34 protein-coding genes and 1 pseudogene are annotated in these 25,129 nt (G+C 49.5%); 17 read left to right on the plus strand and 18 right to left on the minus strand.

The window, feature by feature from the left end:
* Positions 1-89 precede the first annotated feature (89 nt).
* From HJG54_RS15340 to hslO, 6 genes are all read left to right on the plus strand, one after another.
* Complete coding sequence (locus tag HJG54_RS15340) at positions 90-1,205, plus strand: putative 2-aminoethylphosphonate ABC transporter substrate-binding protein (protein ID WP_316429710.1); 1,116 nt, start codon at positions 90-92, stop codon at positions 1,203-1,205.
* 55 nt (positions 1,206-1,260) lie between these two features.
* Complete coding sequence (locus tag HJG54_RS15345; protein WP_316429712.1) at positions 1,261-2,445, plus strand: putative 2-aminoethylphosphonate ABC transporter ATP-binding protein; 1,185 nt, start codon at positions 1,261-1,263, stop codon at positions 2,443-2,445.
* 23 nt (positions 2,446-2,468) lie between these two features.
* A complete protein-coding gene (locus HJG54_RS15350; protein ID WP_316429713.1) occupies positions 2,469-4,244 on the plus strand; it encodes a putative 2-aminoethylphosphonate ABC transporter permease subunit in 1,776 nt (591 codons plus the stop codon).
* A 53-nt stretch (positions 4,245-4,297) separates the two neighbouring features.
* A complete protein-coding gene (locus tag HJG54_RS15355) occupies positions 4,298-5,023 on the plus strand; it encodes an HAD hydrolase-like protein (RefSeq protein ID WP_316429714.1) in 726 nt (241 codons plus the stop codon).
* An 8-nt stretch (positions 5,024-5,031) separates the two neighbouring features.
* Entirely contained in the window at positions 5,032-6,153 is a 1,122-nt protein-coding gene (locus HJG54_RS15360) for a TIGR03364 family FAD-dependent oxidoreductase (protein ID WP_316429715.1), read from the plus strand.
* A gap of 391 nt (positions 6,154-6,544) precedes the next feature.
* On the plus strand, positions 6,545-7,456 hold the full coding sequence (hslO, locus tag HJG54_RS15365; protein ID WP_316429716.1) for an Hsp33 family molecular chaperone HslO: 912 nt from the start codon (positions 6,545-6,547) through the stop codon (positions 7,454-7,456).
* 20 nt (positions 7,457-7,476) lie between these two features.
* On the opposite strand, the gene HJG54_RS15370 is transcribed toward hslO, so the two are convergent.
* Positions 7,477-8,796: an AAA family ATPase gene (locus HJG54_RS15370; protein ID WP_316429717.1), complete on the minus strand. Its 1,320-nt coding sequence runs from the start codon at positions 8,794-8,796 to the stop codon at positions 7,477-7,479.
* 147 nt (positions 8,797-8,943) lie between these two features.
* On the opposite strand from HJG54_RS15370, the gene HJG54_RS15375 reads away from it, so the two are divergent.
* Both HJG54_RS15375 and HJG54_RS15380 read left to right on the plus strand, forming a co-directional pair.
* Positions 8,944-9,246, plus strand: a complete 303-nt coding sequence (locus tag HJG54_RS15375) for a hypothetical protein (RefSeq protein ID WP_316429718.1) — start codon at positions 8,944-8,946, stop codon at positions 9,244-9,246.
* 174 nt (positions 9,247-9,420) lie between these two features.
* Positions 9,421-9,720 (plus strand): hypothetical protein, encoded by a 300-nt coding sequence (locus tag HJG54_RS15380; RefSeq protein ID WP_211620272.1) that lies wholly within the window; start codon positions 9,421-9,423, stop codon positions 9,718-9,720.
* Between the two features lie 320 nt (positions 9,721-10,040).
* On the opposite strand, the gene HJG54_RS15385 is transcribed toward HJG54_RS15380, so the two are convergent.
* From HJG54_RS15385 to HJG54_RS15395, 3 genes are all read right to left on the minus strand, one after another.
* Positions 10,041-10,382 carry a ribulose bisphosphate carboxylase small subunit gene (locus tag HJG54_RS15385; protein ID WP_035996322.1) on the minus strand — a complete coding sequence of 114 codons (342 nt, stop codon included), beginning with the start codon at positions 10,380-10,382 and terminating at the stop codon, positions 10,041-10,043.
* Between the two features lie 24 nt (positions 10,383-10,406).
* Entirely contained in the window at positions 10,407-10,802 is a 396-nt protein-coding gene (gene rcbX / locus HJG54_RS15390) for a RuBisCO chaperone RbcX (RefSeq protein WP_035996323.1), read from the minus strand.
* Between the two features lie 78 nt (positions 10,803-10,880).
* Positions 10,881-12,311, minus strand: coding sequence for a form I ribulose bisphosphate carboxylase large subunit (locus HJG54_RS15395; protein ID WP_035996324.1), 1,431 nt, complete (start codon positions 12,309-12,311; stop codon positions 10,881-10,883).
* Positions 12,312-13,129: 818 nt separating this feature from the next.
* Here HJG54_RS15395 and HJG54_RS15400 point away from each other — a divergent pair.
* Both HJG54_RS15400 and HJG54_RS15405 read left to right on the plus strand, forming a co-directional pair.
* Positions 13,130-13,774, plus strand: coding sequence for a DUF1361 domain-containing protein (locus tag HJG54_RS15400; RefSeq protein WP_316429722.1), 645 nt, complete (start codon positions 13,130-13,132; stop codon positions 13,772-13,774).
* A 7-nt stretch (positions 13,775-13,781) separates the two neighbouring features.
* Positions 13,782-14,450: a DUF1294 domain-containing protein gene (locus tag HJG54_RS15405; protein ID WP_316429724.1), complete on the plus strand. Its 669-nt coding sequence runs from the start codon at positions 13,782-13,784 to the stop codon at positions 14,448-14,450.
* 166 nt (positions 14,451-14,616) lie between these two features.
* On the opposite strand, the gene HJG54_RS15410 is transcribed toward HJG54_RS15405, so the two are convergent.
* The 3 genes from HJG54_RS15410 to HJG54_RS15420 form a co-directional block, all read right to left on the minus strand.
* Complete coding sequence (locus HJG54_RS15410; protein ID WP_316429726.1) at positions 14,617-14,952, minus strand: hypothetical protein; 336 nt, start codon at positions 14,950-14,952, stop codon at positions 14,617-14,619.
* 112 nt (positions 14,953-15,064) lie between these two features.
* Positions 15,065-15,343 carry a hypothetical protein gene (locus HJG54_RS15415; RefSeq protein WP_316429728.1) on the minus strand — a complete coding sequence of 93 codons (279 nt, stop codon included), beginning with the start codon at positions 15,341-15,343 and terminating at the stop codon, positions 15,065-15,067.
* Between the two features lie 63 nt (positions 15,344-15,406).
* The gene (locus HJG54_RS15420; protein WP_316429730.1) at positions 15,407-15,625 is read right to left on the minus strand and encodes a hypothetical protein; all 219 of its coding nucleotides are present in this window, start codon (positions 15,623-15,625) and stop codon (positions 15,407-15,409) included.
* Between the two features lie 109 nt (positions 15,626-15,734).
* Between HJG54_RS15420 and HJG54_RS15425 the strand changes: the two genes are divergently transcribed.
* On the plus strand, positions 15,735-16,037 hold the full coding sequence (locus tag HJG54_RS15425) for a hypothetical protein (RefSeq protein ID WP_316429733.1): 303 nt from the start codon (positions 15,735-15,737) through the stop codon (positions 16,035-16,037).
* Positions 16,038-16,053: 16 nt separating this feature from the next.
* On the opposite strand, the gene HJG54_RS15430 is transcribed toward HJG54_RS15425, so the two are convergent.
* Positions 16,054-16,233 carry a hypothetical protein gene (locus tag HJG54_RS15430; RefSeq protein ID WP_316429735.1) on the minus strand — a complete coding sequence of 60 codons (180 nt, stop codon included), beginning with the start codon at positions 16,231-16,233 and terminating at the stop codon, positions 16,054-16,056.
* Positions 16,234-16,673: 440 nt separating this feature from the next.
* Between HJG54_RS15430 and HJG54_RS15435 the strand changes: the two genes are divergently transcribed.
* The 4 genes from HJG54_RS15435 to HJG54_RS15450 all read left to right on the plus strand — a co-directional run bounded on the left by HJG54_RS15435 (position 16,674) and on the right by HJG54_RS15450 (position 18,365).
* Positions 16,674-16,847 (plus strand): hypothetical protein, encoded by a 174-nt coding sequence (locus HJG54_RS15435; RefSeq protein ID WP_316429736.1) that lies wholly within the window; start codon positions 16,674-16,676, stop codon positions 16,845-16,847.
* A 67-nt stretch (positions 16,848-16,914) separates the two neighbouring features.
* Positions 16,915-17,271 (plus strand): hypothetical protein, encoded by a 357-nt coding sequence (locus HJG54_RS15440; RefSeq protein ID WP_316429738.1) that lies wholly within the window; start codon positions 16,915-16,917, stop codon positions 17,269-17,271.
* Entirely contained in the window at positions 17,271-17,462 is a 192-nt protein-coding gene (locus tag HJG54_RS15445; RefSeq protein ID WP_316429740.1) for a hypothetical protein, read from the plus strand. Before HJG54_RS15440 ends, HJG54_RS15445 begins: the two co-directional genes overlap by 1 nt.
* A 705-nt stretch (positions 17,463-18,167) precedes the next feature.
* Complete coding sequence (locus tag HJG54_RS15450) at positions 18,168-18,365, plus strand: hypothetical protein (protein ID WP_316429742.1); 198 nt, start codon at positions 18,168-18,170, stop codon at positions 18,363-18,365.
* A gap of 127 nt (positions 18,366-18,492) precedes the next feature.
* Here HJG54_RS15450 and HJG54_RS15455 read toward each other — a convergent pair whose 3' ends face one another.
* The 10 genes and pseudogenes from HJG54_RS15455 to HJG54_RS15500 form a co-directional block, all read right to left on the minus strand.
* Positions 18,493-19,548 carry a gluconolaconase gene (locus HJG54_RS15455; protein WP_316429744.1) on the minus strand — a complete coding sequence of 352 codons (1,056 nt, stop codon included), beginning with the start codon at positions 19,546-19,548 and terminating at the stop codon, positions 18,493-18,495.
* A 26-nt stretch (positions 19,549-19,574) separates the two neighbouring features.
* Positions 19,575-19,811: pseudogene (locus HJG54_RS15460) on the minus strand (carboxymuconolactone decarboxylase family protein); the annotation flags it as partial.
* An 18-nt stretch (positions 19,812-19,829) separates the two neighbouring features.
* On the minus strand, positions 19,830-20,105 hold the full coding sequence (locus HJG54_RS15465) for a hypothetical protein (protein ID WP_316429746.1): 276 nt from the start codon (positions 20,103-20,105) through the stop codon (positions 19,830-19,832).
* A 35-nt stretch (positions 20,106-20,140) separates the two neighbouring features.
* Entirely contained in the window at positions 20,141-21,202 is a 1,062-nt protein-coding gene (locus HJG54_RS15470; RefSeq protein WP_316429748.1) for an aldo/keto reductase, read from the minus strand.
* Between the two features lie 26 nt (positions 21,203-21,228).
* Positions 21,229-21,546, minus strand: a complete 318-nt coding sequence (locus HJG54_RS15475; protein WP_316429750.1) for a putative quinol monooxygenase — start codon at positions 21,544-21,546, stop codon at positions 21,229-21,231.
* A gap of 23 nt (positions 21,547-21,569) precedes the next feature.
* Complete coding sequence (locus HJG54_RS15480) at positions 21,570-22,355, minus strand: glucose 1-dehydrogenase (protein ID WP_316429751.1); 786 nt, start codon at positions 22,353-22,355, stop codon at positions 21,570-21,572.
* A 96-nt stretch (positions 22,356-22,451) separates the two neighbouring features.
* Positions 22,452-22,967, minus strand: a complete 516-nt coding sequence (locus HJG54_RS15485) for a MerR family transcriptional regulator (protein ID WP_316429754.1) — start codon at positions 22,965-22,967, stop codon at positions 22,452-22,454.
* A gap of 229 nt (positions 22,968-23,196) precedes the next feature.
* Positions 23,197-23,619: a hypothetical protein gene (locus HJG54_RS15490; protein ID WP_316429756.1), complete on the minus strand. Its 423-nt coding sequence runs from the start codon at positions 23,617-23,619 to the stop codon at positions 23,197-23,199.
* A gap of 50 nt (positions 23,620-23,669) precedes the next feature.
* Positions 23,670-24,242 carry a hypothetical protein gene (locus HJG54_RS15495; RefSeq protein WP_316429759.1) on the minus strand — a complete coding sequence of 191 codons (573 nt, stop codon included), beginning with the start codon at positions 24,240-24,242 and terminating at the stop codon, positions 23,670-23,672.
* 18 nt (positions 24,243-24,260) lie between these two features.
* Positions 24,261-24,464, minus strand: coding sequence for a hypothetical protein (locus HJG54_RS15500; protein WP_316429761.1), 204 nt, complete (start codon positions 24,462-24,464; stop codon positions 24,261-24,263).
* Position 24,465: 1 nt separating this feature from the next.
* Here HJG54_RS15500 and HJG54_RS15505 point away from each other — a divergent pair, with 1 nt between their 5' ends.
* Both HJG54_RS15505 and HJG54_RS15510 read left to right on the plus strand, forming a co-directional pair.
* On the plus strand, positions 24,466-24,729 hold the full coding sequence (locus HJG54_RS15505; protein WP_316429763.1) for a hypothetical protein: 264 nt from the start codon (positions 24,466-24,468) through the stop codon (positions 24,727-24,729).
* A 109-nt stretch (positions 24,730-24,838) separates the two neighbouring features.
* Complete coding sequence (locus HJG54_RS15510) at positions 24,839-25,111, plus strand: hypothetical protein (protein ID WP_316429765.1); 273 nt, start codon at positions 24,839-24,841, stop codon at positions 25,109-25,111.
* Positions 25,112-25,129: the final 18 nt, after the last annotated feature.

Consider the following 25,129-nt stretch of genomic DNA (forward strand, 5'->3'; position numbering starts at 1 on the left):
GCTGTTTAGGGAAGCGTTAATAGACGATTATTTTTCTCTTAATGTTAGTTCGATATGCTCCGAGGCAGAGTCATCCTGTCATTACTATTATGATTACTCGCCGATTTCTCAATGGCTTCAACCGCAAGTGGAAGAATTTTATTTCCCTATTTATCTCTAGCTTTACAATTGTAGTTTTATTTACCGCCTGTGTAGCCGATCCCAGCCAGGTGCAGAATAACGCTTCAGGTAACGCAACTGGCACCGATAGTGCAGAAACCCTCACGGTTTACACAGCTTTAGAAGACGACCAGATCAAAGAGTATTTGGCCTCGTTCCAGGAGCAAAATCCCAACATCAAAGTTAACATTGTCCGCGATTCAACAGGAGTCATTACCGCCAAGCTGTTGGCCGAGAAGGACAATCCCCAGGCCGATGTGGTTTGGGGCACAGCAGCCTCTAGCCTCCTCGTTGCAGATCAGCAAGGCATGTTGGAACCCTACGCACCTGCCGGCCTAGACAAGGTGACTTCGCAATTGCGCGATCCGCGTAACCCACCCCACTGGGTAGGCATTGATGCCTGGATGTCTGCCTTTTGCGTCAACACGGTTGAGCTAAAGGAAAAGAATCTGCCGATGCCCAAATCCTGGGCTGACCTAACCAAACCGGAATACAAAAATCAGATCGTGATGTCGAATCCGGCGTCTTCCGGAACTGGATTTCTGTCGGTTTCGGCAATGCTGCAAATGAAGGGCGAGGAAGAGGGCTGGAAGTATCTGGATAGCCTACACCAAAATGTAGCTCAGTATATGCACTCCGGTTCTCGCCCCTGTAAAGCTGCGGGTGCAGGTGAATACCCCATCGGGATTTCTTTTGATTACCGAGCTGTGAAACAAAAGAACGATGGCGAACCGATTGAGCCGGTATTCCCTGCCGAAGGTTCAGGGTGGGACATTGAAGCGAATGCGCTAATTAAGAAAGCAAATATCAAACCGGCAGCAAAAACATTTTTAGATTGGGCCATCTCAGAAGATGTTTCTAAGAAATATGCTGAGAACTTTGCCATTACTGCTGTCAAGACTGACGTGCCCATTCCTCAAGGCTATCCGGCTGATCCCCTCAAGCAGCTCGCCAAAAATGATTTTAACTGGGCTGCAACCAATCGCGACCGGATTTTAGAAGAGTGGACAAAGCGCTTCGATGCCAAGTCAGAACCAAAGACTTAGAAATCGGAGATGACAGTGCTTTCCCATTCACTACTCCCCTGACTAGGAGAATCTGATGAACCCCTCTGAGCAACCTGTGGCAACGACTAGCAGTCCAGCCTCTGTTTCGGTTCCGGTTTCGCAAAGTGTATCGGGATATCGAGTAGATGGACAATCTGCCGCTCAACCTGCCTATTTGCAGCTAGAAGACATCAACAAAAGCTTCGGCAATTTTGTGGCGCTGAAAAACATCTACCTGGATGTCTATCCTGGCGAGTTTGTTTGTCTACTCGGTCCGAGTGGTTGTGGCAAAACGACTCTGCTGCGAATCATTGCTGGGTTAGAGGAACAGACGAGTGGGCGGGTGATCCAGGGGGGCAAGAACGTTTCCTATCTATCGCCTGCTAAACGCGATTTCGGGATTGTGTTCCAATCCTACGCCCTGTTTCCCAATCTGACGACGACCCAAAATATTGCCTATGGGTTGCAAAACGCCAAGTTACCCAAACCCCAAATCGAACGGCGGGTGGCAGAATTGCTAGAAACCGTGGGTTTGTCGGGCATGGGTCATAAGTATCCCTCCCAACTGTCGGGCGGGCAGCAGCAGCGGGTGGCGCTGGCACGGGCCTTGGCTCTCTCACCGGGACTGTTGTTGCTGGATGAACCGCTGTCGGCTTTGGATGCGCAGGTGCGGGTGAAACTGCGGACAGAAATTGCCCAGCTTCAAAAGCGGCTGGGAATCACAACCGTGATGGTGACTCACGATCAGGCAGAAGCATTGGCAATGGCGGATCGGATCGTGGTGATGGATAAGGGCTACATTGCGCAGGTGGGCGCACCCTATGCGGTGTATCAGCGTCCGAGCAATCCGTTTGTGGCCAATTTTATTGGCGTGATGAATTTCCTGCAAGGAACTGTGATTGCTCCCGATCGGGTCCGCTGCGGCAATCTTGTCCTTCAAGCAACTCAGAATGGAGCGGAAGTGAATCAGTCTGTCAAGGTAGCGATTCGGCCAGAAGAGATTCGCGTTCTCACCGATACGGAAGCTCAAGCCAATCCACAAAACCTGTTGAGCGCCGAGGTGCAGAGCATGGAATATCTGGGCACGGGCTATCTCGTTACCTGTGTGCCGGATGGTGATGCTAAAGAAACGCTGCTGATCGATGTTTCTACGTTTGAAGCTAGAGGCTTAGGACTGAGCCAAGGGTCCAAACTCAAGCTCTATTTGCCGCCAGATCATGTGCAGGTGTTTGCCGTTTAATTTGCAGTTTGAAGAGGCTCGCTATGACTTCCACTACGCCGCGTCGGTTTCGTCTGCCGTCTCTGATTGCCTTGCCCAAACGCCAGCAGATTGTCACAGGCGAAGACTGGCTGATGCGGTTACTGTTGGCGCTAGGGACACTCTGGCTGCTGGTGGGCGTGGTGCTGCCGCTGTTTCCGATGATCGGGCGCAGCTTCCGCGACACAAACGGTAACTGGATTGGCTTAGCCAATTACGTCAAGTACTTGACCACACCGGCACTGGCGGCCTCGTTCACCAATAGTTTGTTCGTTGCCCTTGCCAGCACGTTCTTTTCGGTGCTGCTGGCGTTTGTCTATGCCTATGCCCTCACCCGCACCCAAATGCCCGCCAAACCTGTCTTTCGAGTGCTGGGCATGCTGCCGCTGTATATTCCGCCGCTGGCTCACGCGATTGGCCTGATTTACCTGTTTGGCAACAAAGGTTTAGTCACCACCGGCTTCTTTGGACTGCTACCGCAATGGGATATCAATCTCTATGGACCAGTCGGGATCATCATCGGTGAAGTGCTGTACTGTTTTCCGCAGGCGCTGGTAATTTTGATTACGGCCCTTAGTCTTACGGATGCCCGCCTCTACGAAGCGGCTGAGGTGCTGGGCAGTTCATCATTGAAGACATTTCTGACCGTTACATTACCCAGCATTAAGTATGGTTTAATTAGCGCTGTTTTCGTTTGTTTCACACTGGCGTTCACAGATTTTGGAGTTCCCAAAGTCGTGGGCGGTAACTACAACGTACTCGCAACGGACATTTACAAGCAGGTGATTGGTCAGCAAAATTTCTCGATGGGGGCGACCATTAGCGTTTTTCTGTTGGTTCCTACCGTGATTGCCTTTATCGTAGATCGGATCATTCAGCGGCGTCAGACTGCTCTAGTGAGTGCTAAGGCAGTACCACTTCAGCCCAAACCCAATTTGCTCCTAGATAGAGCCATGTTTGTGTTTTGCAGTTTGCTGGCCGGATTCGCGCTGGCTGTGCTGCTGGTGATCATCTTGGCGTCGTTGGTGCAGGTTTGGCCCTACAATCTATCCCTGAGCTTGCAGAACTACAACTTCAGTACTGTTGGTGGCGGCGGCTATGGTGCATTCTGGAACAGCATTCGCATGTCGGTGTATACGGCAATTTTTGGGACAGCCGCTGTGTTTACAGGTGCCTATTTGGTTGAGAAAGGCAAAGGCGTCAGGTGGCTGCGGTCCATCAACTACTTTTTGTCTACGATTCCGCTGGCATTGCCTGGGTTAGTGTTGGGTCTGGCTTACGTATTTTTCTTCAACAACCGCATCTGGTGGATTCCTTTCACCCAAGTAGCTATCTACAACCCGCTCAGCTTCATCTACGGCACGATGGCGATTCTCGTACTCTGCAACATCATTCACTTTTACACCGTTTGTTTCCTGACAGCCAATACGGCCCTGAAGCAAATCGATCCAGAGTTCGAGGCTGTGTCGGCCTCTATGCGCGTCCCTTTCTACAAAACTTTCTGGCGGGTAACGGTGCCGCTGTCGCTGCCGGCAATTCTAGAAATCGGCATTTACTTTTTCGTGAATGCCATGATTACTATCTCAGCGATTGTCTTTCTCTATCCAGCAAACCTACCCTTGGCCGCTGTGGCAATTGTGAATATGGATGATGCTGGAGATACGGCTGCTGCCGCCGCCATGTCTACGCTCGTGGTTCTGACCAGTATCGGCGTGCGAATTCTCTACTGGTTTTTCACCAAAGGATTACAGCAACGAGCACAGGCGTGGTTACAGCGGTGACATTAATTTACGACGCCATTTTGAGTATTTAAGGTAAATTTTGAGGAATGCCAATGGCTAAGATTGAACTAGTAGTTTGCGACATGGCCGGTACAACCGTGCAGGACAACGGTGAAGTACAGCGCTGTTTCTTGGAAGCGGCAGCAGCAACTGGCCTACAGGCCGATCCAGACAAGATACGGTTCATGATGGGCTGGTCGAAGAAGCTGGTGTTTCAGACCCTATGGCAAGCGCAAATAGGAGTTGAGCATCCCAATTATGAAACTAGGGTAAATGCATCCTTTAACCAGTTCAAATTGATTTTGGAAGACTACTATCGCACTCAAGCAGTTCAGCCAGCGGAAGGGTGTTTAGAACTGTTTGCCTGGTTGAAATCGCAGCATATCAAAATTGCCCTGACCACAGGCTTCTATCGAGAAGTGACTAACATTATTCTCGAACGGCTAGGCTGGAATCAGGGATTGGCTGCGAATTATGTGGGATCAGCCGAGTCTATGATTCAGGTTTCGGTGACGCCTTCTGAAATTTACGCCAACGAAGGCCGTCCAGCGCCGTTCATGATCCAGAAAGCGATGTACTATTTGAAAATACGAGATCCCAAAGCCGTAGTTAATATTGGTGATACACCTTCGGACATCGAATCAGGATACAATGCCAACTGCCTGCTTTCCTTCGGTATTACCAATGGCAGCCACACGAAAGAACAGTTGGAGGCTTATCCGAACGACGGCTTACTAGCATCACTGCATGAACTGAAAGATCGAATTGCGAGTTTATAGGTTTGAACATGACCAATCACACAGAAGTAGCGATTATTGGAGCAGGCATTGTGGGCTTGGCGCATGCGCTGGCTGCCGCGAAACGAGGGTTACAGGTGACGGTATTTGAGCGCAATCCGCAGGCAGTTGGGGCATCAATTCGCAACTTTGGCATGATCTGGCCGATTGGTCAGCCTACCGGAATGCTGTATCAACGAGCGCTGCAATCACGGCAAATCTGGACTGAACTTGCACCCCAAGCTGGATTTGCCCTAGAGGAATGTGGCTCGCTCCATCTCGCCTATCGCCGGGATGAATTGGCCGTATTGGAGGAGTTTGTGGCAACGCTGCCAGCAGACCATCAGGCCAAGCTTCTATCTGCCTCGGAAGTGGCCGCCCAAAGCCCAGCCGCTATTACCGCCAACCTACTTGCGGCCCTCTGGAGTCCCACCGAATGCACCGTCGATCCGAGAGAAGCGATTGGAAAACTGCCGGTATACCTGACCACGCAATTCAAGGTTGACTTCCAGTTCGGCAAGGTTGTTAACCAGATTACCTATCCTCAGTTGATCGCAGGCGGCGAATCCTGGACCGCCGACCGAATTTTTGTGTGCAGCGGTGCCGATTTTGAGACGCTTTACCCAGTGCTTTACGCGACCAGCGGCCTGACTAAAGTAAAACTGCAAATGATGCGCACCGTGCCCCAACCCAACACCTGGCGCATTGGTCCTTCTCTCTGTGGTGGTCTCACCCTCACTCACTACAGTGCCTTTGCCCATTGCCAATCCCTAGCCGCTTTGAAAACCCGCATCGAAACGGAGACGCCGCACTTCCCTAAGTGGGGTATTCATGTGATGATGTCGCAAAATGCTAGCGGAGAACTCGTTCTAGGAGATTCCCACGAGTACGGCTTAAATCCCGATCCATTTGACCGGACCGAGATTAATCAGTATGTGTTGGACTACCTGAAGCAATTTGCCCAAGCCCCAACCTTTGAAATTGCCGAAACCTGGCATGGGGTTTACGCCAAACTACCCGGTAAGACCGAATTTATCGCCCAGCCGGAACCGGGAGTCACAATTGTGAATGCCCTGAGTGGTGCGGGGATGACGCTTTCGTTTGGGTTGGCGGAGATGGGGATGGGAGGATGAGGGAGATGCGGCTCGTGAGCCTCGCCGAACGAGGGGAGATGGGGCTGTTCAGAATTTTGGGTCAATCCATTTGACTTCCACTTCTCCCAATCGCGAATCCATTGGATTTATCTGCGGGCAGGGCAGGCAACGAAACGACACAGAACCATTTACAGATCCGAAAGACGGCGTATTGGTTGAGTGCTCAAACGTTCGAGGGTCTGCCGGTCTTCGCTGCTAATCTCCTTAAGCGTTCAGGATAGGCGTTTAGGCTAGTTTTAGGTGATTGTAGAAGTGCTGCCCGCAGGGCGATTGTTTAGGTTGAGGGAGGTAAAATGCTCGCTCCCCAGCTACTGAAACAATCGTTCTAGAATAGAAGCAGTGACACTGTTAAGAACTGTATAGGATTTTCATGGTAGATCAATTAGTGCGAGCCACCGCAGCCGATAATGGCATCCGCCTTGTGGGCGTCATCACCACCCGGCTCACCGAAATTGCCCGACAACAGCATCAACTTTCCTATGTAGCAACGGCAGCGTTGGGCCGCACAATGGCCGCCGGGTTACTGTTGGCTTCCAGCATGAAGCGGGCCGAGGCGCGGATCAATATTCGCGTCAAGGGCAATGGTCCCCTAGGCGGCATTCTGGTAGATGCGGGCGTCGATGGTACGGTGCGGGGCTATGTGGACTATCCTGAGGTCGAGCTGCCCCCCAATGCCAAAGGCAAGCTGGATGTGGGCGGAGCCGTTGGGCATGAAGGTTATCTCTATGTGGTGCGGGATGTGGGCTATGGCTATCCCTATTCCAGCACGGTGGAACTGGTGTCGGGTGAGATCGGCGATGACCTGACTCATTATTTGGTGAATTCCGAGCAGACTCCCTCCGCTCTGATTCTGGGCGTGTTTGTGGGAGCCGCGGGCGTGACGGCAGCAGGCGGTCTGTTAGTGCAGGTTTTACCAAAGGCAGCACGAGACGAAGCCTTGGTTAGGACCCTAGAATCACGGCTCTCGACCCTGACTGGATTCACGCCTTTGCTGCAAGCAGGCAAATCGCTGCCGCAAATCTTTGAGGACTTGGTAGGCGATATGGATCTGCAAATTCTGCCCGAAACCCAACTGGTGCAATTTCAATGCGGCTGCACCTATGAGCGCGTTTTGGGAGCCTTAAAGATCCTGGGCGAGGAGGAACTCAACGACATGATCGAAAAAGAAGGCGGAGCTGAAGCCACCTGCCATTTTTGCAATACGGTCTATCGGGCCGGACGCTCTGAACTCGAACAGTTGATCGAAGAGCTGCGGGTAGAACGAGCCGAGGCTTCACCCTAAATTGGCCAGACTCTCAGCCGCTAGCTAGGACGATGCACAATCGTCTCTACCGTTCTGCGGCGATCGCGTGGGTCAATCCCAACTAGGCGAATATAGTCGCGCGCGTGATCGGCAAAGCAAGCTTCGAGGGCAGCCTTAGCTGCGGCTAAATTGCGCTCTGAAATCACGTTATAGCACTGCCAGGAATTGGTCCGAAACCGACGAGCATCCACGGTTTCGATGCCCAAGCGCTGTCCCCGATCTAGAATCTCTTGCAGAACTTGCAGGGCATCCGGCGGTAGGCCACCGTTAGTTTGAGAGGCATTCGCTTGCGGTGGCTGGCTCTGGACTGCATCGCTATGACCATTACTGGGGCCGCTACTGGGTGAATAGCTAGACGCAGCAGGAGTGGCAAAACTGGGTTGAGCTGACGGATAGCCGGACTCTATCGGCTGCTCTGAACGGCTTTGAGGCGAGTAGTGAAGGTTATGATGATAAGTCTGCACCAAGCGCAGTTCCTGAATTCGCTGCTGCTCTCTCACCAGTAGTTCACCCAGCTCGATCAAATGGGCGAGGCTAAAGTCGGGTGGACGAAATTCAGGCAGTCTTTCGGTACTGTTAACCACTCGCAGCGAGACGCGCTCAATCCCAATCTGTTGAATGAAATTGCGCACCTGTTCGTCATACAAGCGGGAATGAAGCGCGCTATAGAAATCGATTGCCTGATTGGGAAAGGTGTCGACAAGTTTTTCAATATCGCTACGAGACACACCATCGCCGGCAAAGATACCGCTGACAATACCAATTCGATCAGCCCGGTCCGGCTCCCAGTAAAACTTTTCCATACGGCCATCACGGATTAGAGGCGCATACAGGGTTGAGAAATCATTGCCGGTGACGATAATTGGAATACGCTGAATCGGTTCAGCATCGTAGCTGCCCGGTAGCTGCACGTTAGTGGGATTGTCGGCAATGTTCATCAAGGTTCCGGCCACAAGCTGGGTGTTGACCGTATATTGCGTGAACTGATCTACGCGACCCATTCCCGCATCAATATCATTAATCATCAACACGGCCATTTTGCCGTTCACTTTAACGGCCTCTGCTGCTTCTCGATAGCGTAACCGAATCAGCCGTGCCGGATCGCCTGCATCGGGGCTTTCCAACTCTCCTGCCGACATATGCACCGGAATCACGCCCATGCGCTCAAACACTAACTCACACTGAAACGATTTGCCTTCACCTTTGCGGCCATGAATGCCTAAAATCAGGGGAACTTTCACACCAGGCAAATCCAAGTAGTTCTTGGTGATGTGAATTGAAAGCTTATCGAGAAATCGAGGGGCAAGGTAGTAACTCATAGGGAAGCTAGCTCACGGTAAAGAAATTACCCGTCCGGGTACTGTCAGTCACTCAGGCTATCGCCCAGAATGAGGATGCGATGGGTGAGATGAGGCGAATTCCTCAACCAACCCAAACAGTGATTAAAAGTGTCTCAAGGAGAAATTATGCAACTCGTCATCTCGTTGAACAACCTGCAAAAGGTAGAATTCAAATCCGATCCGAATAAGTGCAATGTTTCATTCAAGAACTACAGATCTGGATCAAGCAATGCACTGCTGATTACCGATGTCCCCGCAGGTGCTGGAACCATGCTGGGTGCCGTTCAAAACTCTAATCTCCAGATTCAACCTCCCTTCAATCAGAATCCACCGGTTGTCATGATTGAGCATAGTGCCATCTCTGCTGGTGCTAGCGGAGTGGATCAGGCGCAATACGCGGGAAGAATCGAACTGCGTGAATTTGTCTAGAATCTTTGAAAACTAAGCCGAAAACTAAGCCTGAGAGCCAGAATTGCATTGGGATAAGTATTGCTATAGCAACTAATAGAAATTAACAGTATTTATCTCATTGTAAATTCTGAGCGCAAATCCATAATCACCGTTCAGTGATAATTCAACACACACAACACACAGGAAGAAGTGATGCCTAACCTAACATTTGATTACGAAAAGATCCAAAAGGTTGAGTTTAAAGGTAGCCAGTGTAACATTGGAGTAACAAACTTTGACGGAACTGGAACCGCATTGTTAATTACCGATGTACCTGCCGCGGCTGGTTCAATGATTGGTGCGCTAAGCTCATTCCAATATTTTGTTGAAACTCCAGCAGGCGGTGGATTAAAACCTCGCGTGTATGTCGAACTGACTACTCCGGTTGCGGGTGGAACAGGCTTCAAGCAGGCCAAATGCACCGGCAGAATCGAATTACGCGAATTTAATTAGAAATAGTCTGGTATTGCTTTTACGGTAACAAGCAAGAACAAATAGGAATCAAGCAGTAATGCATGGGAGGTAGATCGAATTTACCTCCTTTTATACTGAACGAATATCAGGGAACCACAGAGGCACAGAGATGTACCACGGAGGGCGCTAAGAGTCGAGGAAAAAGCCAAGATGAAAGGAGGCAGAATATCCCACCTCCTGTTCTCAATTGGGGTTAGTTCGGATCACCTAATAACCGCACTGACTTTGAATTCAACCTTGAGCTTGAGCTTAAATTGTTTTGTCAACTCAAAACTCAAAACTTACAACTCAAAACTCTATTAGTAGCGGTATCCGCCTGCATTAGGCTTGTGCACAATAAAGCTCATCACCTGGCACTGCTTCACGTTGTCGAAGGCAACAACACGGATGTAACAGTTGTTGTATTCAGAGCGGCACTGCTGCACCTCGTTGAGGACTTCTTGCGGCGATCTAGCGTTGAACAACGGCAGCTTCCACATCGTCCAGTAGTGAGTTTCAGCGGCGGAATCTTCGTTGAACTCAACGCAAGGAATATAGCCTTGATCGATCGTGTATTGAATTTGACGAGCAATTTGGGCATCGCTGAGCGGAGGCAAATAGGAAAAAGTTTCGTACCGACGCTCTTTGGGTAAAGTTTTCATGACTTCCTCAAGTAAAGAATGACATCAAGAATTGTCAGGTTCGGTTCCGGATTGCTCTGGGTGAGTTTCCGAAGAAGCTGGATCGAACTGCGTCATGCGTTCTAGCTGCTGACGGCGCTGCTGCATATTGGCTTGCTGAATTCCAGTCCGCACCATCTCTGGCAGAAATTCACACACCTCATTGGCTAGATGCTCTCGAACCGTGAGAATGCGAAACGCCAAACTCTGCTCCTCCCGAAACAGATCTTGAATGTATGCCTCGCCATCCTGAATTCGCTCTTTAGTCGAAAATGTGTGCAACCAGAGCGCTCTTGGAGGATCGGTTTCATTCAGTTGAGCAATCACCGTCCGTACAGCTTGATACGTCAGGTAACTAATAATTACCTTGGTTGTATCCTTAGCAATCTGCTTCAAATCCATAAAGAAAGTAAAAAATAAAAAGGTAAAAGCCAAAAAGTAATCAATTTTTCCCTTTTACTTTTACCCTTTTACTTTCCATTAAATGGTGTCTTGCGCCTCGAATTCGAACTTGATTTCCTTCCACAATTCGCAAGCAGTTGCCAGTTCAGGGCTCCAGCGGCAAGCCTCACGGATGATGTCGCCACCCTCACGCATCAGGTCTCGACCTTCGTTCCGAGCTTGAACGCAGGCTTCTAGCGCTACCCGGTTTGCGGTTGCACCCGGAGCATTACCCCAGGGGTGACCCAGCGTACCACCACCGAATTGCAGCACCGCATCATCACCAAAGATTTCTACCAGAGCAGGCATGTGCCATACGTGGATACCGCCCGACGCAACGGCCATCACACCCGGCATCGAAGCCCAGTCTTGGGTGAAGTAAATCCCCTTGGAGCGGTCTTGCTCAACATAGTTTTCCCGCAGCAGATCTACGAAACCGAGGGTAACGGCCTTGTCACCTTCCAGCTTACCCACAACGGTGCCGGTGTGGATGTGGTCGCCGCCGGACATCCGCAGACATTTTGCCAAGACGCGGAAGTGCATGCCGTGGTTCTTCTGACGGTCGATCACAGCATGCATGGCGCGGTGAATGTGGAGTAATATACCGTTGTCACGGCACCACTTAGACAAAGTTGTATTCGCGGTGAAACCGGCAGTCAAAAAGTCGTGCATGATGATAGGCATGTTCAACTCTTTGGCATATTCCGCCCGCTTGATCATTTCTTCGCAGGTGGGAGCCGTCACATTGAGGTAGTGCCCTTTGATTTCACCTGTCTCTGCCTGAGCTTTGTGAATCGCTTCAGCCACAAAGGTGAAACGGTCACGCCAGCGCTGGAACGGCTGCGAGTTGATGTTTTCGTCATCTTTGGTGAAGTCCAAACCGCCGCGCAGACATTCGTAAACAGCCCGACCGTAGTTCTTTGCCGACAGGCCCAGCTTCGGCTTGATCGTGCAACCCAGCAGCGGACGGCCATACTTGTTGATCTTGTCGCGCTCAACCTGGATACCGTGCGGCGGACCTTGGAAGGTCTTGAGGTAGGCAACTGGGATGCGCAGGTCTTCCAGACGCAGAGCTTTCAGCGCTTTGAAGCCAAACACGTTGCCCACAATCGAGGTCAACATGTTGGTGACAGAGCCTTCCTCGAACAGATCCAGCGGATAGGCAATGTAGGCGATAAACTGATTGTCTTCACCGGGAACCGGCTCGATGTCATAGCAACGACCCTTGTAGCGATCCAAATCGGTCAACAGGTCAGTCCATACGGTCGTCCAGGTTCCGGTAGACGATTCAGCCGCAACTGCTGCTCCCGCCTCTTCATAGGGAACTCCAGGCTGAGGAGTCACCCGGAATGCGGCCAAAATATCGGTGTCTTTGGGGGTGTAATCAGGCGTGTAGTACGTCAGGCGATAATCTTTAACCCCTGCCTGGTACCCAGCTTTGGTCTGGGTTTTGGTTTGAGAATAAGACATGTTTCCCTTCCTATGAATCACTTCGATCCGAACTTGTTCAATCGACTGGTTTAATCGAACAGTCGTTCAACCCGAACGTAAGAACCCTGCCCTGCCCCCTTCACTGCAGGAGCAAGGAAGCTGGCGCAGCCTCAAGCAACAGCAAATACTGGTGATCAAGTCCGTGCGAATTAGGGCAAGAATTTACCCGGCATTCTTTAGGTTATCTTAATTTTTTGCCCTGTTCGTGGGTTCAATCAAAAATATATCAGGAATGTAATAAGCCCATCTTTGAATCTTCTTAGCAGATGAATAAAAATAATTTATGTTTGTTAAATTAAGTAACGATATGCACAGACATGCCAAGAACCTGTAAAATCTCAGCACAAAACTTCATAGGTTTTTAGTCTGTCTAGAGCAGCCACTCACTGGTTGATGAAGCTAGGTTATGAGCTTGAGTGGAAGCTAAGAGGCTGATTGGAGATTGGCGAGCGCATCTCACTTGGCATCTCACTTGGCAGGGATAGGAAGTACCCCATACAGCAGAATCACCATAATCTAATCACCAACCTCACTGCTTGCTTCCATAATTTGCTTCCATAATTTGCTTCCATAATTTGCTTCCATAATTTGCTTCCATAATTTGCTTCCATAACTTTATGAACAGATGTTAAAGCAAATAGGATCGGCTTCCATAGGACTATAGAGGTGAATTCACGCAAATTGGTCTTTTCCTCAAAAAGTTTTAATTTTTGGAGATGAATTCTACTGACCCCTGCCATCTCCTCCTAACCGGAGGTTAATCTAGGTTAGGGTCAACCAAAGCAACGGGGCATGCTATGAGAGAAAGGCTGTATGAAGTTTTCCTCGCGTTTTCAAATGTTTATAGCGGCTGGATTCTCTGGAATCTTTTTCTTGCGGTTATCCCATTGGTGCTGAGCTTCTGGCTGTTCCGCCGACCAAAAATCTCTCGCACCTTTGTTTGGTGGCTCGTTTGGGTCGTTTTTTTAGCGTTTTTGCCCAACGCTCCCTACCTGCTGACCGATATTATTCACCTGATTCGCGGTACCCGGGCGGGAATCTCGATGTGGGTGGTCGGCCTGATCCTGATTCCGCTCCATATCACGGCAATTTTAGGCGGTTTTGCAGCCTATGTGGTGTCCCTGATCAATCAGGGCTACTATCTCCGCAAGCAGGGCGCGAGCCGAACGATCATCTGGGCAGTAGAACTCTTAATGCACCTGCTCTGCGCAATTGGGGTCTATATCGGGCGGTTTCGCCGCTTCAATAGCTGGGATCTCGTTACCGAGCCAGGTAACGTCTTGATTACAACCTTGGATGATCTGACCAGCAAACAGCCGGTAGCAGTGATGGCGATTACTTTTGTGATTCTAACGGTGTTCTATTGGATCATGAAACAAGTGACGCTAGGGCTGTACTTACGCTATCGCTACTGGCGCATGGGTAAAGAAGTACTGGAGTAATTCAGAGTTGGCTAAGGACCCCAAAGCAAACTCTCGCCAATCCGTTCTGCACCGAGGTCAGCTGATCGAGTGGCAAGACAAGCGCGGCTTTGGCTTTATTAAACCGGATGACGGCAGCCGCCGCGTGTTTCTACATATTTGTGATCTGAAAGAGTCCACCCGTCGGCCTCAGGTTGGGGATGTGATTTACTACCAGCTCGGACAAGATCGGGATGGCAAACAGCGAGCTTGTCATGCCTTTATTGAAGGAGCCAGGGTCAAGCCTTGGTTGCGAGTTTCGGAGTTGGAAAGGCATTTATCGCAATCGCTGCCTCGACCTGCTTTAGCGTTGGAACTGGTGCTATTATCCTGCTTGCCAGTTTTAGGATCCGCGCATTTTTGGTGGGTAACGGCCAATCCGATACCGCTAGTGCTCTACCCGCTAATGAGTGGGTTGACCTTTGCCCTTTACGCCCATGACAAATCGCGGGCACGACAGGGCAAGTGGCGAGTCTCAGAAAATACGCTGCATTTGTGTGAGCTGCTGGGCGGCTGGCTGGGGGCCTTGATTGCTCAACGACGCTTGCACCATAAGAGCCGTAAGCGGTCGTACCAGCTTATTTTCTGGACGATTGTTATTTTCCATCTAGCGTTCTGGTGTCATTGGCTGTTTCTGAGGAAAGTTCCGATGCGGTAGGTTGGCTTAAGCTTTGTCCTGCTTGATGCTGAATAAATGGCAGTTAAATAGTTGTACCGCAAGGCGAAGCACTTCAAATTCCCATTGCTCGCCTGTTCTAACTAACACCTGCCAGCTTTGGTCCTTTCGGTGACAGCGGTATTTGCCGGTTTATCTGTAAAGATGTTCAGTCCTGACTATCTGATTGCGGATCAATCGCCTCAATCCGCCGCCGAAACAGTTCATGGTCAAGACGATTCTGCTGATTCGCTTCAATCAATTCCAGAACCGCAACCTGAAGCCGCGAGCGCTCTTCTTCTGCCTCGACTCGATTTTGCTCAATTAAGGCTTCCCAGGCTTGAATTGATCGGGCATTACTATCAACAATGGCGCGAGTTTCCTGAAGCTGTCGAGCCAAGATTTCCTGTTGCTGAAAGATGAAGTCCTGTCTCAATGCCATGCTCTCTAGGATGCGCTCAATCCGGTCGAGCCGTGATTCACTGCTGCCATTACCGTTTGTCATAGTTTCTCCACTTTCCAAGCGCTCTCAACACCGTTTTTGCCGACTTTCACAAACTTAAACCCAAATCGCTCAAACTCCCTACCATGAAGGGTTTTTAGCCCAACGAGAGGCGCTAACTGACTGCTAGAGAGGAGCCAGCCCTGATCACAGGCTTTCTGTAGGGTCTTGAGGTTAGCGAGTGGATCAGCCGGTGGTGGTTGAGTACTGAATCAAGGGAGTCCATCAGGGAGATTTGATCGGCGTTGAAAACAGACTTGCCATTCTGCTTCTCTGGCTCCATCGGGTAGCCTTTCTTTTTGAGACCATCGATGCGGTTGTAGATATTTGAGCGGGTAACACCGTAGCGAGACTCGAAATCCTTGATGGTGAGGGAGTCGATTTGTGTCGTCATTGTCTTGCCCTGTGTCCTACTGTCCTATCAAACAAACATAGGATAGCCAGAATCCTAATAAGATCAACGACTTTCATCTACCTGATCATCCTGCTGTGCGGCTTGCGAGAACTCATAGCCCCTTGCCTTCAAAGCTTCCTCTAGCAGTAGCTCTACCATCTGAGACTTAGATCGCCGCTCCTTTGCCATTTCAACTTCAATGGCTTTGTTGATCTCCTCACTGACGTAGGCATTGATTTTGGGCTTACTTGTCGCCACAGACTCATTAGTAGACATCGCCATTATGGTAGCTTCCTCCGCGTTGATTTACTCTATTTCTCTCTAAGGTAACGCACTGTAGAGAAAAGTGCGTTACTCTCAGTTAAGAACTTCAGCATGAGGAATATGAGAAATGACAATCAAGACGAACGTGGATCAGGTCGAGCAAATCATTTACCCCCGCCTAAGTGCGCTTGGCTACCACCTGCGACAGGCAATGGACCGAGAGGCGTGGTACATCACCAATCGAGAAACCGGAACCCTCTATGTGCTGCTCAATAATGGTCTTGAGTGGCATGTAAATGAGATGTCGGGCAGTGGCAGTGAACGCGAGATGCTGGAGAAAGAGATTCGGGCATCCGCCCCACTTCGTGAACGGGATGCAATTTTCTTGAATGAAGCCGCACATGAGGAGGCCAGCGATGAGCAGCAGTAAAGGCGAGGGCAATTGGCTAGTGATCATGAAAATGCCGGATATGCGCAGCCGACTCATGGGCCGCTACAGAACCCGTGGTGAAGCTGAGCATACAAAACAGAGGCTGATTCGCTTCACTGGCAATCGCTGCCCACTCGTTGTAATGTTTGAGCAGCCGGAGCCAGATCTCGAAGCGGAACTGGCGAGAGTCACTCATCTGCATCCACGGCTACATTCCTGATTTTGCTCTATGAGTTTGACGGCATAAAACCAATTTTTTTGTCCCCATAGGGGCAGTACTCAACCAACAGACCTGTGCCGTTCAGGTCTTTTTTTTTTTGCATCTATTTTCATTAATGGCTCAGGCGGGATTTGAACCTGCGACCTTGGGCTTATGAGTCCCCGTACAGATGTAGAATTCATAAGGCTTTCAAGCCTTAAAAAATGTCTTCCACCATTTCTCCACCATCTGCTTTAACTAAACCTTCATGTCGAAGGAAGCCCTAGAACAGTACTTTGAATTGATGACATCCAGAGGAACTCTACATCTATTTCTATTTATAAATTTTAATCTGGTGGAATTGAAATAATTATATTCATTGCTCAGTGTATAGTGTCATCTTATGGCTACTCAAATTCCGTCACCTGAAGGTGAGCATGACAAATCCCCAAGCCGATTACGATAATCCGTGGAAGGAAGCCCTGGAACAATACTTTGAGGCGTTGATCGCTTTTTTCTTTCCCCAAGCTCATGCTGAAATTGATTGGCAACGACAGTATGAGTCTCTGGATCAGGAACTGCGGCAAGTCGTGAGAGAGTCAAAACCTTGAGGATCGCTTAGGGTGGAAGCTCCGCCTCGTTACGGGTCTGCTGGAGGCAGGGTATAGTGAAGACAAGGTGCTTGAGCTAAGGCGGCTCATCGACTGGATGATGGCATTGCCGAAGGAGCTAGAGCTAGTGTTCAACAGTGAAATTCAGCGGTATCAGGAGCAGAGAGCTATACCCTACGTCACCTCATTTGAACGCTTTGCCATTGCTAAGACGCAACGGGAAAATATCATCGAAATCTTAGAGACCCGATTTGGAGCCGTACCACCTGCATTGGTTGAAGATTTGAACCAGATTTACAACATCGAGATCTTAAAACGGTTGTTCAAACAGGTCATTACAATCGAATCGATTGAGGAATTTCAGCAAGCGGTGGCACAAGGTAAAGCAGAAGATGCCGAGGAGGAATTCAGGGAGTCCTACTGATGGCTTGGGATATTCAGCTAGGGGTGCGAGTATTGGAGGGAGTAGAAGCAAAGTTCTACCTCAATGCCATGCGATTTGTGGTGGAGTATCTTGAGGAAGTAGAGGAACTGGGAGATGAATTGGATGCCGAGACGGGCGATTCTCGTACCGAGAGGCTAACGCCAACGCATCTTCGACGGAGCCAGTTTTGATCAGAAAATCGCTCTTTTGCATTATTGCCTATCCGCTTTACTCAAAATAGAATAATAGAATAGATAAGTTAGCCAGTCGCATCTTTTATGACCGAGACTGGCAAATAACATCTTTCCATCCCCAGTTTTGGATGGACTAAGTGAGAGCTTTAGCGAACAAACTGGAATTGACGAAGAGTACGTTACTAACCGGCTGCCAAAGGTTACTACGGAACAAACTGTAATGGTACTGTCAGCTATCAAGAGCTGGAAGCATTATGGATAAAATTGGTTAGCATAATCCTGTAAATCTTGTATGCCTGATTTAGAGCAACCATTGCAGCTATTGCATCTTATTCTGAACGTGTTTGCACGTTCTCCAAAGATTAACCCTTAATGAATTGACGACATTTTAATAACTTTGTTATTATCCTTATATCACCAATTTGATCAATTTATAACCAGTTTTCGCCAATTCTTAAAGAGAAGATGCTCTTGAGAGTATGGAATGTTCCTGCATTAAAAGATGGGAGAGAGCAGGGGCTACGCATCAAGCGGATGTCAAAGAATAATCGGGTTGCATTTTATCAGTTCACATCAAGGCAACAGAGGTAAATCATTCAGTCTCAATGTTTAGGGCTGCTCGGGCTAGTTGCAGGCTCTTTGAACCCATTAGGCTTCTGCTGCTTTTGACTAACGAGAATTAAGCAACTTCATGGAGGCTCTATGAGTCCATCTGATCGCGCGGCGAGCATATCCCTGCATGACCATGAGCCATTTCGCTTTGTCAAGAAGCGAGAGATTTCAAAATTGATGGGTCTCTCCGGCGATACCCTCAAGAAGTATCGCCTTTCAGGATTGCTGTGTGAAGATATTTACTGGATTCGCATTAATTCCAAAGTCGTGCTTACAATCTGCCTCTGATGCTCGATTGGCTGCAAAACATTCATGATCCACAGGCGGATCAACGCGCTATCGAAGCCTACATGACATCTCTGCTCTCTAACCAAAAGAAGCGGCAGCGGTAGCTTTGCTGGAATTGGCAAGGCTTCTACAATCCAAATCGCCGAATGAAAAAGCGATCGGGAATGTTGCCTTCTTCTTCGGGGATGAGGCGATGACGAATCTGGGATTCAGTCACCCAAATTTCTGTCCCAACCAGCGTCAGATTGACCGGTGATTTGAGTTCAGAGGCTAATGTTTCGATCGATTTGGGATGCGTTCCAGGCGCAAAGACATTGATGCGTAGAAGCTGACCCTTGCCGCTGGTCATTGCCCCTTCGGTCAGGATTAGAGAACCATCGGGGGCAAACTGCATGCCATCTGGGTTTTCAAGCGGACGTTCTAGCGGAATCGCTGTTACCATTGGCTGTCCCTGCGGCTGCGGCGTAACCTGAAATAGACTGCCGTTAGAATAGTGCCCGACAATCAAGACCCCATCCGATCGCCGTGCAATGCCACCCAGTCCAATCCGATCGTCTTGAAATCGTTCATCGGCTGCCCAGGTTTGCAATTGAGTTGCTCCTGGCGCTAAGTAGTGAATGCAAGCCAGGGTACTATCGGTGATGTAAACTCCACCCTCTGGATCAACGGCAAGATCATTGCTGAATCCCCCTTCTGGCATGGAAACTAAGCGCAGCACTTCGCCAGAGCGAATATCGATCGCAAAGACACGCGGGGCACGACGCACCGTTTCACCATTGGGGGTACGAGTTCCCAGGAAATCAGGCGAACTGCCCCAGAGGATGCCGCGTGGCTCATCTAATCGCAAACTGGTAGCAGCAAACACCTCGTCGTTACCAGGGAACAAGGTTTCAATGTCACCGTTGGGAGAAATTCGCAGGATGCGACCACTGGTGATCGACCCGACATAGACCGTGCCGTCGCTGGCATGGGCAATGCCGTTGGGGTATTGAAAGTTTGCAGGTAGCTCAATGGCAGTGAGGATGTTTGCAGGAGTATTTTGAGAAATTGCGTTTACACTCTGAGATGCATTTGATGTCTCGATCGTGAATGCTTGAGAGAATGCTAAGGCTGATTGAGGTAGATTGATAACTGATAGGATTGGCAATAACAATGCAGATGCGGCAAAAGATAGTTTTCTCATCAACTTTGTCCTTTTTATGAGACGAATTACTGGCTTTGCGCGTCTAATTCTTGAAAAACTTCCCTGGCAATAACCATCGCATTCGCAGCTTTGGGAAATCCTGCATACACTGACATTTGGGTGATCAGTTCAACAATCTCTTCACGGGTGCAACCGACATTTAATGCCCCTTCAATGTGAAATCTGAGTTGGGGCTGGGCATTGCCCAAGGCAGTCAGGGCTGCAACCGTGGCGATTTGTCTCGATTTCAGATCAAGTTCTGGGCGCGATAAAACATCACCCTAGGGAAACTCGATGCCCAGTCGAATAAAATCTGGTGCAATGTCTACTAGACTATCGCGAGAGCGTTCGTATCCAACCTGGTTCACTTGATTGATCAACAACAAACCAGTTTGAAATCGATCGGGGGTTGTGATCGAGTTCTCCTGAGTCAAGTTTTCTTGAGCCACTGCGATTGTAGAACCAATACTCGGAATAGATCGGAAGAAATCCCCAATCCAGACGATCGTGATTAAAGTCGCACCAATCAAGACCAGCAAAACCCGTTTGAGTTTCATTGGCATCTCCTTTGGAATCAGAATCAAATGACCCGTTATTTTCGATCGAGTACCCATCGTGAGACAGGATGCAGACTCAAATCCAACGTTTCATTTGCCGCACCTAGAAACAGGTTCTGTAATCGACGCAGAAACGTCAAGGCAAAGCCTGGATCAACTTCGCTAGCGGCATTGAGACGAATGAATTGTTCCTCGCTTAACGCAACCTGCAAACAACCCAAATTATCTTTGAGATGCTCCAGGGTTCTCGCTCCGATGATGGGGATATGCCGAGGGGACTGCTGCCGAATCCAGGCAAGGGCAACCTGGGCGGCACTACAGCCAATCTCATGGGCAACATCAACCACCGTTTGAGCAATTTGCATGGCGCGATCGACTTTGTAGTGTTGAAAGTATTCTGCTTTATTGAGCCGATCCTGATCAGAATCCTGGTGCAAATATTTCCCAGTCAACACGCCGCCACCAAGAGGCGACCAATTGAGAATGCTCAAATTCAAGTCTTCTGCCATTGGCAGCAAATCTCGCTCGACCGTGCGCTCCACCAGATTGTATTCAAGCTGAATTGCGGCAAATGGAGTCATGTTTCTCAGGTCAGCGATCGTCTGAGCACGGCTAACAATCCAGGCAGGCGCATCAGAGATCCCAACATACATCACCTTACCCGTCCGCACCACATCATCGAGTGCCCGCATCATCTCTTCCACAGGCGTCACCGTATCCCACATGTGAACCCAGTAGAGATCGATGTAATCGGTGTTCAATCGCTTCAGACTCGCATCGAGCGATCGCATCAGATTCTTGCGCTGATTACCGCTGGAGTTGGGATCAGTGGGATTCATCATCACCGTATATTTAGTTGCAATCACGAAGCGATCGCGCTCTGCACCCACAAATTCACCCAGGAGTTTCTCACTGGTTCCATTGGTGTAAACATTAGCGGTATCGATGAAATTCCCGCCTGCTTCTGCAAAAGCGTCAAAAATGGCTTGGCTAGTTTCTCGATTTGCGCCCCAATCCCAATCCTCACCAAAGGTCATCGCGCCTAAACACAGTTCAGAAACTCTCAATCCGGTGTTGCCCAAAAGTTTGTATTGCATAGTGATCCTCCAATGTTCGATCGCAACTATGAGGGTTCAATTTTTGCCAGAGAGAGAACCTCGATCGGTTCTGCTAAAGTCTCTTCGTAAGCTTGCAAAACTCGTTTGACATAGGGTTGCTGAAAGTGAGCGTCCAGTGCTGCTTGGTCTTTCCAGTTTTCGTATAGGACAAACACCGTTGGATCATTGGTGTCTTTCAACAAGTCAAATGTGATGCAGCCAGATTCGGCACGAGTGGGAGCAAGTAGACTGACTAAATCCTGCTGCATTCGTGCTTCTAACCCAGGTTTTGCCTTGATGTGGGCAAGAATTGTGAATGGTGATGTCAGTGGTGAATTTGACATGAAAACCTCTTGAAATTATTGGGTTAATTCCGAAAACCGGGAATGGCAAAGCCGCCATCAATTAGAATGGTTTGTCCCGTGATGTAAGTGGCTGCATCAGAGCATAGCCAGACGACCGCTTCTGCAACTTCTTCGGAACTGCCTAATCGCTTCAGCGGAATATGATGAGTGAATGCTGGAACGACTGGATCGTTTGGATCATCGGGATTGCCAAAGCGACGAAACATTTCCGTGTCAATGATGCCAGGATTAACATTGTTGACTCGAATTCCATGCTGGGCACACTCTAATGCTGCTGCCCGTACCATGCCATCCAAACCGCTTTTACTGGCAGAGTAGATCGTGGAACCGATCAGTGCGCCTTTTGCCAGCCAGGATGATGCATTGACGATCGCACCTCCCGTTCCCTGTTTGATCAGTTGCTCGATTTCGTACTTCAGGCAGAGCCAAACTGCTTTCAAGTTAGTGTTAATCGTATGATCCCAATTGGCTTCAGTTAGCTGCGTCATGGGGGCAAACACCCCTTCCGTTCCGGCATTATTGAAGGCGTAATCGAGCCGACCGTAAAGCGCGATCGCTTTCTGAATCAACGCCTCAATTTCTGCGGGTTGAGAGACATCTGTTTTGACAAAGCTGGCTTCTCCGCCCAACTGCCGGATCTGCTCGACGGTCTGATTGCCTGCGGTTTCTCGCCGCGCCGCTACCACGACTTTTGCTCCCTGCTTGGCAAATTGCAGGGCAGCGGCTCGACCCATGCCAGAACTTCCCCCAGTGACGAGGGCAACTTTATCGCGTTGCAAATTCATCATGTTTTTCCTCTTCAAATTGTTGAAACAGCACGATCGCTTAGACTGACCCAGTGTGGGGCAGCCTAGTGATCAAACTTGTGTTGAGTGAAGTTGTGATTATTTCACCCGATGCGGAACGTCATCGATTTGAGGCTCCGATTCAGGGACTTCTGACTGTTTTAGCGTCTGCTCTAGTAAGAATGCCTGCCCTGCCGCAATGCAGCTCTGCCGTTGCTGGTGTTGAGTGCCTGCGGTTCTATCTAGTTGCTGCTGAGCTTCGAGCTGCTTGTAGTAGCCAATCTTCCACTGAATTGCTTCCAGGTTGCGCTGAAGTTCCTGGATATGGGCCTGAACCTCGCGTTCATGGCTCTCCAGAATGGCACGACGATCGGCAAGGGCTTGCGGACGTTCCCGAAACAAGCGAGCGAACTCCTGCATTTGCCGAATTGGCATTCCGGTTAGGCGTAACCGAGTCAGAAATTCAATGCGGGCAATATCCTCCTCAGAGTAGCGCCGATGCCCGCTGCTGGCGCGATCGACAGGTTCCAACAGTCCATTGCGCTCGTAGTATCGCAGGGTGTGGACACTTAATCCCGTTTGTTGAGCCACTTGCTGAATCGTTAAGGCAGACATCAGACTCACCTCCAGACGCTTGTCTCTACCTTAAAACTTAGAGCGCACTCTAAGTCAAGCCTGCCTGGGCATTTTTAGAGCAGTCGCGTCGCTAATAGCTAGAACGCTTATAGACAGGTACATCTCATTAACACTTATTGCACCAATGACCTGTCGAAGTTCTGGCAAAGTAGTTTCCTGACAGAAGACAACCTCATAACGACAATTGATAGGCCTTGTCAGCCACAATTTATTCAAATTCCATTCCAGACTTCCGCTGAACCGATTTCCCATCGGAAACACTGCGTGAACGCCCCTGAGTCTTCTGCGTTCCCTGAGCTTTCTCTAATCGCTGTACTGCCTTCATCACGGTCGATCGCACATACTGGCTCATGGGCGCTAACGGCACTTTGTTGACATGCACCTGATGCTGTAAATAGGGACTCTGATGCAGGATACCCACTACTTCTTTCGGTGAGTATCCTGCCTTCAGTGCTGCCAGTGCCACAGTGTCATCTAGTTTGAGTGCTGCCCAATCATTTTGAGCGAAGCGTTGGTAAAGGGCAGAGTAATCAAGATTGGCTTCGCCGATGACGCGCCGTGCCTGTTCCAGGTATTGCTGTCGCGCTTGCTTGCCCGCCTCGTTTTCCGGTTCTTTCGGTTTTGCTGCCATAGGAAGTTCATTTAACAGGAATAATGAGAGGAATTAATTGAAGAACGGAATTAAGCGGCGATCGTGGCATCATCCAGCAAAGTTCCCAACAGAGCATCCTCATCAAAATCCACCCCTTCAGATTCCTCAAACCCATCGTCAGAAGGACGTTGCATACTTGGCTTTTGCAATGAAGGAGCAAGTGGGAGATTCCCAGTCGCCATCGGCATTCCTCCAGTGATTATCATCTGCTGAAACGCCTCTGCCACAGCTTGGCGAATCTCTTGCCTTAAATCCACGGTTGACGTAGCTGCGGTTGGCGGTGCCACACCAAAGGTGTCACAAATCAGCGTCATCTGTCGGTTTAACTGTTCGATGCATTCACGGGCGATCGCCTTCAATTCTTCCTCACTCAGGTTCTCTTGCTCCTGGTAAGCAAAGGGTTTCCAGAAGGCACTCATGGCATCAATGCCTTTGTGCTTCCCCTCTCGACTGCGAGCGCGTTCGTTCTTGATTAAGTATTGGAACAGGACACCCGTGGGAGAATCAACATCGGCATTGTAGGCAAACTGGAGGCGTTGACGATGGTGCTCCGCACCGTCCGGAGGACGATCCCCCTTGGGTGGTTCGCTTTTACGAGGCATGATATGAATCTCCCGGTGCTAAACGGCTATCTTGCTGGACTTGGCAATCAATCCTTGGAATAATCCGTAGCAGTCTGCCATTCGCAAGGGTAAAGAGGGATTGACAGCGGCTTCGGGAAGCTGACTCACCACTTCTGTGAGCCGTTCTTGCATTCCATCAGCAAAGAGAAGTTGCTGGCTCAGTCCGAGTTGTTCAAAATACTGGGTGATGGTTGGACGCAAGATGCAGTCCATTACCATTGCAGCAGGCGATCACCTCCGTTGGACGAAAAACGATCGAGATGCTGGAATTCGCAACGGGCAAACCTTCACTGTGAATCACATTGCTCCAGATGGTTTAGCTCAGATTACCATCGCTGTTGGTAAGGCGATCGAGGTCAATCTCAGTGGTAGGCAGTACCTTGACTATGCCTGGGTCAGCACCACCTACAGCAGCCAAGGGAAGACCGCTGATCTGTACCAGAATAGCCAAATCGAGCATAACTAGAGGGCGAGAGTTGATCTCTACTGATCAATCGCCTCAGCCTCTTCTGAACCCGTCATCTTCTGGACTCTCTGATACAGCCCAGCTAAGTTCTAAGAAGCGTTATCAGCAAATGTGGCAAAAGTTCAGCCAAGATGTAGGCACTGGCACTCCAATCAAATTAGACTACTTAGCTGGCAAGAAAGCATTTGAAGCAGGTTACAGTCAAAAGGAAATTGCGCTAATGCTGACATTAAGTAGCCCTTACGTAGCAGAGATTGATGAGACACAGGGAAAACAGAAAGCCTTGGCTTATGTAAATCAGACTGTTAGAGCCGTTTGCCGGAAGGTACATGAGCAGGAGATTGCCAAGGGAAAACAGAGGCAAAAGGAATTAGAATTATGAATGTCTATCTGAACATGA

It is taken from the genome of Leptolyngbya sp. NK1-12 (genome assembly GCF_032598965.1).
Classification (GTDB): Bacteria; Cyanobacteriota; Cyanobacteriia; order Elainellales; family Elainellaceae; genus Elainella.

What these genes read in the sequence shown, in the direction of transcription:
- HJG54_RS15490 (WP_316429756.1), bottom strand. Translation starts at nt 23,619, where the DNA reads ATGGCAGCAAAACCGAAAGAACCGGAAAACGAGGCGGGCAAGCAAGCG.
- HJG54_RS15445 (WP_316429740.1), top strand. Translation starts at nt 17,271, where the DNA reads ATGGCTTGGGATATTCAGCTAGGGGTGCGAGTATTGGAGGGAGTAGAA.
- HJG54_RS15380 (WP_211620272.1), top strand. Translation starts at nt 9,421, where the DNA reads ATGCCTAACCTAACATTTGATTACGAAAAGATCCAAAAGGTTGAGTTT.
- HJG54_RS15485 (WP_316429754.1), bottom strand. Translation starts at nt 22,967, where the DNA reads ATGTCTGCCTTAACGATTCAGCAAGTGGCTCAACAAACGGGATTAAGT.
- HJG54_RS15370 (WP_316429717.1), bottom strand. Translation starts at nt 8,796, where the DNA reads ATGAGTTACTACCTTGCCCCTCGATTTCTCGATAAGCTTTCAATTCAC.
- HJG54_RS15385 (WP_035996322.1), bottom strand. Translation starts at nt 10,382, where the DNA reads ATGAAAACTTTACCCAAAGAGCGTCGGTACGAAACTTTTTCCTATTTG.
- HJG54_RS15360 (WP_316429715.1), top strand. Translation starts at nt 5,032, where the DNA reads ATGACCAATCACACAGAAGTAGCGATTATTGGAGCAGGCATTGTGGGC.
- HJG54_RS15400 (WP_316429722.1), top strand. Translation starts at nt 13,130, where the DNA reads ATGAGAGAAAGGCTGTATGAAGTTTTCCTCGCGTTTTCAAATGTTTAT.
- hslO (WP_316429716.1), top strand. Translation starts at nt 6,545, where the DNA reads ATGGTAGATCAATTAGTGCGAGCCACCGCAGCCGATAATGGCATCCGC.
- HJG54_RS15420 (WP_316429730.1), bottom strand. Translation starts at nt 15,625, where the DNA reads ATGGCGATGTCTACTAATGAGTCTGTGGCGACAAGTAAGCCCAAAATC.
- HJG54_RS15450 (WP_316429742.1), top strand. Translation starts at nt 18,168, where the DNA reads ATGAGTCCATCTGATCGCGCGGCGAGCATATCCCTGCATGACCATGAG.
- HJG54_RS15495 (WP_316429759.1), bottom strand. Translation starts at nt 24,242, where the DNA reads ATGCCTCGTAAAAGCGAACCACCCAAGGGGGATCGTCCTCCGGACGGT.
- HJG54_RS15430 (WP_316429735.1), bottom strand. Translation starts at nt 16,233, where the DNA reads ATGAGTGACTCTCGCCAGTTCCGCTTCGAGATCTGGCTCCGGCTGCTC.
- HJG54_RS15435 (WP_316429736.1), top strand. Translation starts at nt 16,674, where the DNA reads ATGACAAATCCCCAAGCCGATTACGATAATCCGTGGAAGGAAGCCCTG.
- HJG54_RS15510 (WP_316429765.1), top strand. Translation starts at nt 24,839, where the DNA reads ATGTGGCAAAAGTTCAGCCAAGATGTAGGCACTGGCACTCCAATCAAA.
- HJG54_RS15375 (WP_316429718.1), top strand. Translation starts at nt 8,944, where the DNA reads ATGCAACTCGTCATCTCGTTGAACAACCTGCAAAAGGTAGAATTCAAA.
- HJG54_RS15355 (WP_316429714.1), top strand. Translation starts at nt 4,298, where the DNA reads ATGGCTAAGATTGAACTAGTAGTTTGCGACATGGCCGGTACAACCGTG.
- HJG54_RS15395 (WP_035996324.1), bottom strand. Translation starts at nt 12,311, where the DNA reads ATGTCTTATTCTCAAACCAAAACCCAGACCAAAGCTGGGTACCAGGCA.
- HJG54_RS15455 (WP_316429744.1), bottom strand. Translation starts at nt 19,548, where the DNA reads ATGAGAAAACTATCTTTTGCCGCATCTGCATTGTTATTGCCAATCCTA.
- HJG54_RS15475 (WP_316429750.1), bottom strand. Translation starts at nt 21,546, where the DNA reads ATGTCAAATTCACCACTGACATCACCATTCACAATTCTTGCCCACATC.
- HJG54_RS15340 (WP_316429710.1), top strand. Translation starts at nt 90, where the DNA reads ATGATTACTCGCCGATTTCTCAATGGCTTCAACCGCAAGTGGAAGAAT.
- HJG54_RS15505 (WP_316429763.1), top strand. Translation starts at nt 24,466, where the DNA reads ATGCAGTCCATTACCATTGCAGCAGGCGATCACCTCCGTTGGACGAAA.
- HJG54_RS15350 (WP_316429713.1), top strand. Translation starts at nt 2,469, where the DNA reads ATGACTTCCACTACGCCGCGTCGGTTTCGTCTGCCGTCTCTGATTGCC.
- HJG54_RS15425 (WP_316429733.1), top strand. Translation starts at nt 15,735, where the DNA reads ATGACAATCAAGACGAACGTGGATCAGGTCGAGCAAATCATTTACCCC.
- HJG54_RS15345 (WP_316429712.1), top strand. Translation starts at nt 1,261, where the DNA reads ATGAACCCCTCTGAGCAACCTGTGGCAACGACTAGCAGTCCAGCCTCT.
- HJG54_RS15415 (WP_316429728.1), bottom strand. Translation starts at nt 15,343, where the DNA reads ATGACGACACAAATCGACTCCCTCACCATCAAGGATTTCGAGTCTCGC.
- rcbX (WP_035996323.1), bottom strand. Translation starts at nt 10,802, where the DNA reads ATGGATTTGAAGCAGATTGCTAAGGATACAACCAAGGTAATTATTAGT.
- HJG54_RS15465 (WP_316429746.1), bottom strand. Translation starts at nt 20,105, where the DNA reads ATGAAACTCAAACGGGTTTTGCTGGTCTTGATTGGTGCGACTTTAATC.
- HJG54_RS15480 (WP_316429751.1), bottom strand. Translation starts at nt 22,355, where the DNA reads ATGATGAATTTGCAACGCGATAAAGTTGCCCTCGTCACTGGGGGAAGT.
- HJG54_RS15410 (WP_316429726.1), bottom strand. Translation starts at nt 14,952, where the DNA reads ATGACAAACGGTAATGGCAGCAGTGAATCACGGCTCGACCGGATTGAG.
- HJG54_RS15470 (WP_316429748.1), bottom strand. Translation starts at nt 21,202, where the DNA reads ATGCAATACAAACTTTTGGGCAACACCGGATTGAGAGTTTCTGAACTG.